11 protein-coding genes are annotated in these 12852 nt (G+C 33.0%); 9 read left to right on the top strand and 2 right to left on the bottom strand.

The window, feature by feature from the left end:
* Window positions 1–17 precede the first annotated feature (17 nt).
* From GKC53_02170 to GKC53_02130, 9 genes are all read left to right on the top strand, one after another.
* Entirely contained in the window at window positions 18–1826 is a 1809-nt protein-coding gene (locus GKC53_02170; protein ID QRN40962.1) for a glycosyltransferase, read from the top strand.
* Window positions 1827–1828: 2 nt separating this feature from the next.
* Window positions 1829–2980 (top strand): UDP-galactopyranose mutase, encoded by a 1152-nt coding sequence (gene glf / locus GKC53_02165; GenBank protein ID QRN41814.1) that lies wholly within the window; start codon window positions 1829–1831, stop codon window positions 2978–2980.
* Window positions 2980–3909, top strand: a complete 930-nt coding sequence (locus GKC53_02160) for a glycosyltransferase (protein QRN40961.1) — start codon at window positions 2980–2982, stop codon at window positions 3907–3909. Before glf ends, GKC53_02160 begins: the two co-directional genes overlap by 1 nt.
* 10 nt (window positions 3910–3919) lie before the next feature.
* Window positions 3920–4816, top strand: a complete 897-nt coding sequence (locus GKC53_02155) for a glycosyltransferase (protein ID QRN40960.1) — start codon at window positions 3920–3922, stop codon at window positions 4814–4816.
* Window positions 4817–4989: 173 nt separating this feature from the next.
* Complete coding sequence (locus tag GKC53_02150) at window positions 4990–6336, top strand: hypothetical protein (GenBank protein QRN40959.1); 1347 nt, start codon at window positions 4990–4992, stop codon at window positions 6334–6336.
* A 19-nt stretch (window positions 6337–6355) separates the two neighbouring features.
* Window positions 6356–7567, top strand: coding sequence for a hypothetical protein (locus GKC53_02145; GenBank protein QRN40958.1), 1212 nt, complete (start codon window positions 6356–6358; stop codon window positions 7565–7567).
* A gap of 324 nt (window positions 7568–7891) precedes the next feature.
* Window positions 7892–9202: an isocitrate lyase gene (aceA, locus tag GKC53_02140; GenBank protein ID QRN40957.1), complete on the top strand. Its 1311-nt coding sequence runs from the start codon at window positions 7892–7894 to the stop codon at window positions 9200–9202.
* Window positions 9203–9278: 76 nt separating this feature from the next.
* Entirely contained in the window at window positions 9279–9740 is a 462-nt protein-coding gene (locus GKC53_02135) for a GNAT family N-acetyltransferase (protein ID QRN40956.1), read from the top strand.
* Window positions 9741–10126: 386 nt separating this feature from the next.
* The gene (locus GKC53_02130; protein QRN40955.1) at window positions 10127–10510 is read left to right on the top strand and encodes a RidA family protein; all 384 of its coding nucleotides are present in this window, start codon (window positions 10127–10129) and stop codon (window positions 10508–10510) included.
* Between the two features lie 247 nt (window positions 10511–10757).
* Here the strand turns inward: GKC53_02130 and GKC53_02125 are convergent, their stop codons facing one another.
* Window positions 10758–11438 carry an NAD-dependent deacylase gene (locus GKC53_02125; protein QRN40954.1) on the bottom strand — a complete coding sequence of 227 codons (681 nt, stop codon included), beginning with the start codon at window positions 11436–11438 and terminating at the stop codon, window positions 10758–10760.
* Between the two features lie 14 nt (window positions 11439–11452).
* On the bottom strand, window positions 11453–12463 hold the full coding sequence (locus GKC53_02120; protein ID QRN40953.1) for a hypothetical protein: 1011 nt from the start codon (window positions 12461–12463) through the stop codon (window positions 11453–11455).
* Between the last annotated feature and the right edge of the window lie 389 nt (window positions 12464–12852).

Below are 12852 nucleotides of genomic sequence, written 5' to 3'. Positions count from 1 at the left end.
GGGGAGGATACCGAAGTATGGCTAGAACGATTCAAAAAGGTATTTACCCAAATATACATTTGTGTTCTGAACCTAAAATGTTTTTTAGGTTAGATTCTAGGACTACTGTTGATTTTAATCAAAAAATGTTGGTATTTTTTGCTGGTGGAATGGTGAATACTTCTACTTATTTCAATAGTTTAAGTGTAAGTAAATGGAAACAAAATACTAATATTGAAACTTTATTTCTACGAATTGAATATAAAGGGGCATTAAGAATAACATTTAAGTTAAGTCATATAGGTAGTAGTACTAAAGTTTTACATGAGCAGTTACTGCAGAATAGTGGTTGGGATGAAATTGATATTGAATTACCATTTTGGAAAAATATTCAGAGTGGAATGTTGTATTTTGAAATTTATGCCTTAAATAATAGTTACCTGCGTTCTTTTTCATATATTACTTATTCTGAAGCATTAAAGCCAATTAAATTAGGTATTGTTATTACTCACTATAATAGACAGCAGTATGTTATTTCCGCCATAAAACAGTTAAAGGAATTATTGTTAGCAGATCAAGAGTTTGGGCATAAGGCTGAATTAATTATCGTTGATAACAGTCAGAATTTACCAGAAATTGAAGGTGTAACAGTTATTAAAAATACCAATTTAGGTGGTGCTGGGGGATTTACTCGGGGATTAATTTATTTAAAAGAAACACCAAGATTCACACATTGTTTATTTATGGATGATGATGCCTCATGTGATGTTGAATCCATTAAAAGAACTATAGTATTACTTGAGTCAGCAGATAATGTTAAATTTGCAATATCTGGCGCAATGTTAATGGAAAAGGAAATGTACCGACAATACGAATCGGGAGCCTATTTTGATGGTACTTGCCATTCGGTGGATAAGGGGTTTAATTTGTTACACGAGTATGATTTATTGTGTAATGAAAGATCTAAACGGATTGATTATGGCGCTTGGTGGTTTTTTGCTTTTGATCTAAATGGTGTAGAATACAATTCTTTTCCTTATTTTGTAAGAGGAGATGATATTAGTTTTTCTTATGCTAATAAATTTCAAGTTAAAACAATGAATGGGATTTGTTCTTGGCAACCTGATTTTGGAAACAAAAGTACACCTCAATCTGTGTATTTGGATATGCGTAATCATTTAATGCATCCTTTGCATGGTTTTGTTAAAGGTAGTGTGGTATGGAGTATGTTAAAAAGTGCCGTGTTGATTTATGCATACTATGCGGTATCATATTATTATGATTCCGCGCAGGCAGTTAATATTGCAATCGAGGATGTATTAAAAGGACCTGATTTCTGGCGGCAAAATGTAAATATGGTTGATAAAAGAAAGCAGATCAACCAAATGATAACCACAGAACATCCTGTACCGATTCCTGATAATGTATATTCTGAAGGTGTTATGACCAAAGTTAAAATACAGACAACAGTGGATATATCGGATAATGGTAAACAGATAACCCTACCATCATTGATACGGTATCTTACCTTGAATGGACATTTGTTACCTAGTATTTTTTTTCACAAAGGATTTACTTGGGTAAAAAAATCATCTGGTTCAAGAATGACAAATTCATTCAGATATAAAAAAGTGGTGTCGATCATGGATGAAGAGGATAAATGTCTAATATTAGAACATGATAAGAGGAAATTTTTTAGTTGCTCTTTCCGATTTGTATATTTATTGTCAAAGTTGATATTGAATCATAAAAAATTAAGTAATATTTATATTGAAACTTATCCGGAGTTGACTAGTGATGAATTTTGGAAAGAACAATATCAGAAAGGGATTATTCAGGAGAAATAATGATAGGGAAATTCTTAATGGTGGGGGCAGGATTTTCATGTGCAGTTATAGCAAGAGAATTAGCTTTATTAGGTCATCAGATAACTGTCATTGATAAAAATAACCATATTGCTGGCAATTGTTATTCAGAAAGAGACAGGGAAACTGGTGTTATGGTTCATGTTTATGGGCCACATATCTTTCATACTGATAACCAAAGAGTTTGGGATTATATTAATCAATTTACGATAATGATGCCATTTATTAATCGTGTTAAAACGATTTGTCGAGGTGAAGTGTACTCTTTACCAATTAATTTACATACTATTAATCAATTTTTTCATACAACTTGCTCTCCTAAGCAAGCTAGGGAATTAATAGACAGTAAGGCAGATTTATCAATTGAAGAGCCACATACATTTGAAGAGCAAGCCTTAAAATTTGTAGGAAGAGAACTTTATGAAACTTTTTTTAGAGGCTATACTAAAAAGCAATGGGGTGTAGAGCCTTCAGAATTGCCTGCCAGTATTTTAAAACGATTACCTCTACGGTTTAACTATGATGACAATTATTTTAATCATACATATCAAGGAATACCCAAGGAGGGCTATACTGAGACTGTCGCAGGTATCTTAGATCATCCTAATATTGAAGTAAAACTTAATCAGCCTTTCGGGAAAAATATGAAAAAAGAGTATGATCATATTTTTTGGTCAGGGCCATTGGATGCTTGGTTTAATTTCAATCTAGGTCGTTTAGGTTATAGGACATTAGATTTTGAAGCATTTATTGATGAAGGTGATTTTCAAGGTAATGCAGTGATAAATTATGGTGATGAAAGTGTTCCTTACACAAGGATATCAGAGCATAAGCATTTTGCACCATGGGAAGAGCATGAAAAAACTATATGTTATAAAGAATTTAGTCGTTTCTGTGAGCCTAAAGATACACCTTATTATCCAATTAGATTAGTTAAAGATAAGGCATTGTTAGTAAAATATGTAGAGCAAGCCAACCAAGAAAGTGGTGTAACATTTGTGGGAAGATTGGGGACTTATCGTTATTTGGATATGGACGTTACTATTAAAGAAGCTTTAGAAACAGCTGATCAAGTGAAGCTGGCTTTGGAAAAACAAGAAAAATTAAAATCTTTTTATGTAGATATGGGAGTTTAATGATTAAAACGTCTCCTGTTTGTGCGGTTGTTGTCACTTACAATCGTAGGGAATTGTTGGTAGAATGTTTGGAGGCTCTTTGCAGACAGACAACGCCACTGGATCTTGTGTATATAGTGGATAATGCAAGTACAGATGGAACTGAGGATTTTCTGAGAGAAAATGGTTATTTAGATAATTCATTGTTCCGATTAGTCACACTTCCCAGTAACCTGGGTGGAGCAGGTGGTTTTTATCATGGTATTAAGATTGCTTTTGAAAACGGATTCGAGCAAATTTTATTGATGGATGATGATGGTTTTCCAGCAGATGACTGCTTAGAGCAATTACTTGTCTATTGTAAACATAATTTATGTATTGGCTCCTTGGTTTTAGATAAAAATAATCCCAATCAACTTTGTTTTCCGATTCGTCTTGCAAATAGTTCTAGAATCATTAATACAACTGAAGATTTACAACAATTTGGTTTAGATGGTGGCATGATTGAAGATGTTATCATTCCTTTTAATGGAGTACTGCTGTGTCGGAAGCTTATTGAATTATACGGTTATCCTAAACCTTCATATTTTATTTGGGGTGATGATATGGAGTATATTTGGCGTTTGAAAAGGCAAGGAGTGAAGTTAACTACTGTAACTCGTTCAATTTTTTATCATCCAAGGAACAGAGAAATAGGGGTTCCTATGTTTTTTGGCAGGATTAGGTTTAATGACACACCTTCTAAAGTGAAACTATATTGCATGAGTCGCAACAATACGGCTAATTTATTGCAATACAAAGGGAAACTAGCGGCGGTGGTATTTATATTGAAGCTTATTTGGTTTTATACTTTTACACAACCTAGTAGAGAGAAATTAGAGATTGGTTTAAAAGGGGTAAAACATGGCATACAAAAAGATTTTTCACATCATCAAGAGTTTTTGAGTTGATATAAATAAAATGATATCTGTTGGTATTGTAGTGGTGACTTATAATCGTGCTGACCTATTAAGTAGCACACTAGATGCATTATTAGAACAGGATTTTACTGGGCAGATGACTATTTATGTTATTGATAATGCAAGTGATGATCATACTTATGATGTTGTACACAGTAAGTCACCTGGACTCATTCGATATATTCGTTCTGAAGTTAATTTAGGCGGCGCAGGAGGATTTCACCTGGGTGTTAAGCAAGCATATGATGATGGACATAGCTGGATCTGGGTGATGGATGATGATGTTGTTCCTGTGAAAAACTGTCTTAGTTGCTTACTCAAATATTCTGATAAAAAGGTTTTAGTAGCTACCAGAGAAAATAGACAAGGTCAATTAACAGAGTACTCTGCACTTGAGTATAATCTTTCTAATCCTTTTTATATCCAACCTAAACGTTCTCAAGTTACTGATAGGTATAAAAATAGAGAAGATTTACCTGAATTATTATTAATTGATAACTTTTCTTTTGAGGGAGTTGTGTTTCATCAAAGCATTGTCGACCAAGTTGGGTTTCCGTATTCTGAATATTTTATTTCAGGAGATGATGTTGATTATGCGGAAAGAATCCGTTTATGTGGGTATAGTATTTATTTGGTAAGGGATGCAAAGATCATAAGGCAATTAGAGTTTAACCAAGAGGAAGCCTTGTGTTCTTGGAAGGGGTATTACATGTATCGTAATATTTTTGTTATTCATTTTCTATATGGACAGAATATTTTGGTTAGAATGAAGCCTTATTTCTTAATATTGGGTGCATTTTTGATGGGAGAATTTAAGCGCAATACTAATTTGTCTTTTAGTTTGATTTCAGAGTCAAAGCAGGTAGTCAAGAAAATAAAAAAGCACTGTGATGGATGATATATTTTTTAGAATCATTAGTCCTATTATATAATGTTCCCTATAAGCTTATGATATCTACATAATAAAGGTATATTCTATGATAGAATAATTCTTTCCCTCATTGTCATAGGGTATTATTAGTAGGAAATTTTGTGGTTGTATTCTAAAATATACTTTGGAGCAATAGTTTTATGAATGATTCAAATCAAATGCAGGATAGAAGTTCTAAAAAAGAATTAAATTCCAAACCAAAGCACCTGAAAACAGGTAGGGGGATTGCTTTTTTAGCTTTATTTGTGTCGATTGTCAGCTTGTTGGGGGTCATAGGTTTGGCAACAAATGAGTATTATACTGACATACAAAGAAAACTAGTGTTAGGATCTGCACCAGTAGCACAAAAGAATAATTTAGCCAGCAGCCAAGAAAAAATACCAGAAGTAATTAATGTTCAAAATAATGTTCAAAATGAACAACTTACCGCGTTACATAACGATTATACTGAGCTAACAAGGGTAATACAAGGCCAGCAACAAGCCATTTTAAATTTGGATAATTCATATAGTGAATTGTTAAAAAGTCGTTATCAGTGGTTATTGAATGAAACTGAGTATGGTCTGGGTATTGTAATACTACAATTAATTAATACAGGAAATGTAGAAGCAGCAGTTGACTCTTTGAGCTATATAGAGGAGAGGCTTAAATCTTTTGATTATCCTGAACTTATTCCTTTGAAGAAAAGTATAGCAGCAGACATAGATCATTTAAAATCTGCCCAAGTGGTAGATATGTCAGGTGCACTTATCAAATTAGATGTGTTAACCTCAAAGGTAGATAGTTTGTCATTAATTGTGGATTCCATGTTAAAAAATACTACAAGTACGGAAAAAATTGAGCGTTCTGTGAATGGTTCATATTATGCGAGACTATGGGGTGACTTTATTTCTACCATTAAGAGTGGAATACAGGTTAAGCATCTTAATAGTTCTGATCCACTGTTAATTTCTCCAGAGCAAGCATTTTTTATTAGAGAAAATATTAAATTACAGCTCTTGAATGTTAGGTTGGCATTACTGCAACGACAACAAGATGCCTATACTCAATATTTAGATACTATTAAGGGTTCGATTAAGGAATATTTTGATCTTGATTCGGTAGAAGTACAAAATTTTATCACATCAATTGATGAGTTATCTGACCTAAATATTGTTGTTCCTAACACTGATTTAATGAATAGATCCATTTCTATTCTTAAATCTTTACAAAGTAATCAGATAGTAATGCCATCTGAAAGAACTACTGTATTGTATCCTGACACTTTTGGGGGGGCTGATTCTAATTTAAGTGGAAAACAGGATAAGAATGAAACGAAAGCATCTGTTCCAGACGCAGAGCATTCTCTTGAAAGTAAGACAAATAACATAGAGAAACACATAAAAAAAGATGAAACTACAGAGAAAACTTTTAGTGATTTAGTTGATTCTGATAAAAAAATAAATGGAAGTGGTACTTCCCCACAACCTGTGAAATTAACAGAGTGAATAAAGGGGGTAATGAGCAATGTTAAAATACTTGTTTTGGATTATCGTTGTCTTTGCTTTGGCAGTAGGAGCAGTTTATCTTTTTTCTTATTTAGATGGTAGTGTATTCATACTGTTAGATTCTGATAATGGTTCTGTTGTTTACCATGTCAGCTTGAAGTGGGTTCTTTATGTTTTAATTGCTACTTTGGTGGTTGGAGTGATCTCATATTACTTTATTTCTTTGATTTGGAAGATCCCTCGTCAAATGAGTCTTTCTCATCAAAAGCGTAAAAGAAGCAATGTACTGGATGATATGAATAATACTACAATATCTTTTTTTGAAGGTCGTTATCATCGCAGCCTAAAATTAGTGGATGGGTTGTTAAAAAACAAACAAACAGACGTAATGAGAGTGTCAGCGCTTATTTTTGGTGCTCAGAGTGCTAATAAAATTTATGATTTTGAGAAAAGAGATTTTTACTTAAATCAATTAGGAGAGAAAGATTTATCGAATACTGTATTACTTGATTTATTACGTGCTGAAGGGGCTCTGAAGGAACAGAACTATAGTAAGTTCAATGAATATTGTGATGATGTTAAGTGGCACAATCCTAAATTAACTGCATTGGCACAGTTGCAATTGGAATATGGTAGGCAAATCAATGATGCTGATATTATCTTAAAATCACTTGAGCAATTGAAGAGAAATAATGCCATTGTAGATAACGAATATCAGAAGTATGAATTAAAAGCTTATGAAATTAAATTGGATCAGATTCACTCCTCTGAATTATTAAAAAAGTATTGGAGAAATTTACCTGGTTCGTTAAAGAATAATAATGCTATTATTGTGCGTATCGGACAAAAATACTGTCATTTACAGGATTATCAAGGTGCTGTGGACTGGAGCTTGGATGAATATCCAAATACTAAAGTGTCTCAGTTATTTAAGATTATTTCTAGCAGTTTTAGCTATTTGAGTGAAAAAAGTCAAAATAAAGTTTTAAGAGTTTTAGAAGGCTGGTTAGAGAACGATAGAGAAAATTCTGATTTATTATTGTTACTCGGTGATTTAGCTTACCAAAATGAGTTATGGGGTAAGGCTCAAGGATATCTGGAGGTGGGGGTGACAAATCGTCCTACAACCGCTGGGTGGATGACTTTGTCGAAGTTGTATGTACAACAAGGAGAGTATGAAAAGGCAAATGATGCTAATGCCAAGGCTTTAGAGTTGCTTGATACAGATTGAGTAGAAGGTATTTTATATGAACTAACAGGAAAAATACCTATTATCTAAGAGGTAGATTGTTAGCAATACGTTTATTTTGATTAAATAATATGAAGTGAAATATTTTGTTTGTCCTAAATAGTTAAGAAATATTTTATTAAATTTGAATATATTTATTCAAAATATTGATGCATAATTTGATTCTCCCATCATCGTATTTCAAAGTCAATTAATAAGCTTAATAGTAGAATTATGATGGCTAGGCAACAAGTAAAAAAAATGATTTAATGTTGTTAACAAGATTAATTTTTTAGTCTATAACCATGAATAATAAAGGTGGAGAATATGTCTAAGATTGAAACAGGTAAACATTCTACAAGGGTTGCTGCTATTGAAGAGGAATGGAATAAGCCTCGTTGGAGAGGTATCAAAAGAGGGTATACAGCGGAGGATGTTGAACGTCTTCGTGGGTCTTTGCAAGTTGAGTATACTTTAGCTCGTAATGGTGCAGAAAAGTTGTGGGAATTAGTCAATAATGAGCCATTTATCAACTGTTTAGGAGCTTTAACTGGAGGGCAGGCAATTCAACAAGTAAAAGCAGGTATTAAGGCAATATATTTATCTGGTTGGCAAGTAGCTGCAGATAATAATAGCTATCTTAGTATGTTTCCTGATCAATCACTCTACCCAGTTAATTCTGTTCCTACTGTTGTTGAGAGAATTAATAACTCATTTATACGTGCAGATGAAATTCAACATTCTAAGGGGATTCAAAAGGGGGATAGAGCCTATATTGATTATTTTGTACCGATTGTAGCTGACGCTGAGGCTGGTTTTGGTGGAGTATTAAATGCATTTGAATTAATGAAAAGTATGATTAGAGCTGGTGCAGCGGGGGTTCATTTTGAAGATCAGTTAGCTTCTGTGAAAAAGTGTGGGCATATGGGGGGTAAGGTATTAGTGCCAACTCAAGAAGCAGTTCAAAAATTGATTGCTGCGCGTTTTGCTGCTGACATTTTAGGTGTGCCTACAGTTATTTTAGGGCGTACAGATGCCAATGCTGCTGATTTACTAACTCATGATTATGATGAAAATGATAAATCTTTCTTAACTGGGGAGAGAACATCGGAAGGTTTCTTCCGAGTGAAAGCTGGTATTGATCAAGCAATTTCTCGTGGTTTAGCGTATGCGCCATATGCAGATTTAATTTGGTGTGAAACTGCAAAACCTGATTTAGAAGAAGCGAAAAAATTTGCAGATGCAATTCATGATAAGTTCCCTAATAAATTATTAGCGTATAACTGTTCTCCTTCATTTAACTGGAAGAAAAACTTGGATGATGCTATCATCGCTAGGTTTCAAAGAGAATTGGGTGCTATGGGTTATAAATATCAATTTATTACATTGGCAGGGGTTCACAGCATGTGGTATAACATGTTTGATCTGTCTCTTGATTATGTACAACGTGGTATGTCTGCCTATGTTGAAAAAGTTCAAGAGCCTGAATTCGCGGCACGTGATCGTGGTTATACATTTGTATCTCATCAACAAGAAGTGGGTGCAGGTTACTTTGATGATGTTACCACTGTCATACAAGGTGGGGAGTCAAATGTTAAGGCACTGGCAGGCTCTACTGAGGAAGAACAGTTTCATTAATTGACTAAATTACATTTTTATTATAAAAAGCCATCTGAGTGATGGCTTTTTTTGTGTGTTTTTAAGGAAAGTAAAAATGGATATTAAAATTAGGGAAGCTAATATTGAGGAACTTTCAAAAATTTATCAACTGCAACAAATATGTTTTCAATCTCAGGCGAAATTATATAATAATTGTGGGATTCTTCCCCCTTTAACAGAAACACTAGAATATCTTAAGCAGATACAAAAAATAGTAAAATTTTTAATCGTGGAGAAAGGTGAAGAAATTATTGGATCTGTAAGATATGTCACTAAAGGAAATCATTGTCATATTTTAAGATTAATGGTTAAACCAGAATTCCAAGGTCAAGGTATTGCAACTAAATTGCTTTTATATGTTGAAGAACAAGTGCCAAATAATGTTTATAATGTATTTACAGGATATGATAATGAATGCAATTTGAATCTGTATCATAAGGTTGGTTATGAAAATAAATGGCTCGAGAATTTTGGTTCTAGCTTCTCTTTTGTGCATTTGCAAAAGAAAGTTGATTAAAGCGTAGAACCTTGTATATTCATTTTCTAGTGATGATATGGCTAGCTTAAAAATAAACTGATATACTTTGAAAATATGGTTGATGCTAGAGGGCTGGGCTATTAAAGAGGTCAATATATTAATTAAAGAGGAATTTTGGAATAGGGAAAAATTGGCTATACAACTATTAATCAGGTATTATTCGGACGTGGTTATTAGGTAAAGACTGGTGGGTTGCCAATGGCATCGGTCTTTATTAGTGTGCTATTGTGCTGTTGCATTGTGATAGGATAAAATTTTATTCAACGGAGATCTGCTGCTGTGAGTGGATAAGTGCATTTTTACGGTTCGTTGGATTTATTTTCTATCGTGGTATGAATTGGATTATTGATAAATAAGAGAAAATTATGGGAAAAGAAATTATTCAAACAGAAAAGGCACCATCAGCAATTGGTCCTTATTCACAGGCAGTTAAAGTGGGTAAGACAGTATATCTTTCAGGTCAAATACCAATTGACCCTGTATCTGGGAATATTGTTGCCAATGATTTTAAAGAGCAGGCTATTCAAGTTTTTAAGAACTTAAAAGCGATCGTTGAAGCATCGGGAGGAACACTTGATGATTTAGTTAAAGTAAATGTCTACCTTGATGATCTTGTGTTTTTTTCTGAGTTTAACGAAGTTATGCAGCAATTTTTGCAAGAACCTTATCCAGCAAGAGTGACACTAGAAGTATCGAGATTGCCTAAAGATGCATTAGTGGAAGTTGAAGCTATCGCTGTTATTGAGTAAATAATTGATATTTACTGTGTTGTTTTTTTAATAACTATAGAAAAAATGGAATGGAATTCTTTATTTTTTTATCACACTCTTTTGGAAAAAGGTAATAAGTGACATACAATAAAACTAATAAATTGGGTTTTATGTAGTTTTTCACATAAGATATTGGTTTCATTCTATTAAAAAAATTAACTGTTTCTCCCAATTAAATTAATAAGTTAATATTGTTAACTATATAATGAATTGATTTTAAATGTTATTAGGATAGTAATTGATGTACTAATAGGGGTACACCTTTACTAGCATGTGCTTTTATGATGGTGACCCCATCTAGGGCTATAGGGTTGGGATCAATGAGGTAGATAGATGTATCTTTAGGTGTGAAATGTAGAAGATTAGCAGCAGGATAGACTTGTAAAGATGTTCCAATAATTATTAGTATGTCAGCCTCGGAGGTTATTTGTATGGCCTTTTCGATATTGGGTACTGCCTCCCCGAACCAGACAATGTGTGGTCTTAATGGGTGGTTTTGACTATCTCTATCATCAAGTGTCAAATCACCATACCATTCTAGTACCTCATTTTCATTGATAGTACTTCTAACTTTATTTAATTCTCCATGTAGATGTAAAATATTACTGCTTCCTGCTCTTTCGTGTAGATTGTCAACATTTTGGGTGATAATGAAAACAGTATATTTTTTTTCCAGTGATTTCAATGCATAATGTGCAGCATTAGGTTCTACTGTTTGTAATTGTCGGCGTCTGGCGTTGTAAAAATCTAGTACTAGTTGGGGGTTTTTCCTATAGGCTTGAGGTGTTGCGACTTCCTCTATGGGGTGGCCTTCCCATAACCCACCTTCATCTCTAAACGTTTTAATACCGCTATCTTGACTAATACCAGCACCTGTTAGTATTACTAATTTTTTTTTATGAGCCATTTCTTGACTGTCTCTTAATGATGACGTTTAAAAGTAGGGAGGATGACATCCCAAGCTTGTAGTATTTGTTTCTCCGAAAGGTTAATTTTATTCTCTTTTTTTGTTAGCTCAATTTGAATTTCTTGATTGTCACTTTCCCAAAGGAAATAATAATTATTTTTTCCCAAGGATAATAGTACTTCAGAGCCGGGTAACCCATTAATGTTGCGTAAACCTTTTCGAATGATTTTATAATGATCAAAAGTAATTGTATTAATAAATTCAGAGGCAGAATCAAAAATATCTTTTTTTAAGAGTGGGGAATTTTTACGGCTATATGGATAGCCCATATATATCACTAAGTTCATATCACCAAAATCTTTAAAGGTTATGGTATCGTTACCTACTAATTTGTTTTTTCCATTATCTTTGATAAATCCACCAGTGAGACAAATACCAGATTGACTAGGGATAGTATTGATATGTCTTGGTTCAATTGGATTAAGATAAGTTGATTGGAAATATTTCTCAGCTTTTTGTATTTTTTTTTGTTCTATTTTCTCTAGATTTTTAGGTTCTTGTGCATTGTGTGTTGTTATTGTTAATGAAGAGTAAATAATATATAACCATTGGCTATCCACTTGATTAAATAAAGTAGTAAAGTAGGGATTACCAAAGTCTCTTACAGTATCCATATTCCAATCAAAGTCATATTTAGTCACATAGAAATGTGCTTTATGAGGGATCAAAGTTTTATCAAGAACATAAAGTTCATTATAATCCACCCCTTCATTCTTAATGTTCTGAATGGAAGCGAGCGTAGATTCAAGGGTTTCATCTTTAGATATGTGTATCCTATCTTCATTGAAAAATAGGTCACTCATTGTTTCTTGGGCATTTTGGGGTGCCTGTATTTGATATCTACCCAAACAATAAGCTTGAGCAGTCCAATAATCTGGGTTTAATTTTGAAACATCAAAAGTACTGGCACAAGAGGTCTGTGCTAGAGTGTAAGATATCCAAGTGAGAAATAATCTTAGCATCATTATTAACTACAAAGAATTCATTAATTTGAGATTAACTTTAGCATTTTCATAAAGTTAAAACAATAGAAGAGGGCATATTCAGTTAATATAATTATTTTTTGCATGCATATTTGCAATAAAAGAATAACTTTAATTTTCATTAAAGGTTAAAAACCGTTATTGAATTTATTTTCTCAGAAATCAAAAACAGTTATTTTATTACTCCATGGATTATGCAAGTATTTTTTTGTAAATATTCAAAGTTAATGGTATATCAAAATATTTTTGCCGAGTTTATAAAAAATAATTGATGACTGAAAAAATTTATAATATTTGATATTTGGGCTTTTATTTTCTTAACCATTAGAGTATATTCTGAAGCACGTGTGTATGGTTAATTATGAGACAAT

It is taken from the genome of Neisseriaceae bacterium, from assembly GCA_016864895.1.
Classification (GTDB): domain Bacteria; phylum Pseudomonadota; class Gammaproteobacteria; order Burkholderiales; family Neisseriaceae; genus QFNR01.
Note: the sequence above shows the minus strand (reverse complement) of the source record. Positions and strands in the feature narration are given on the sequence as shown.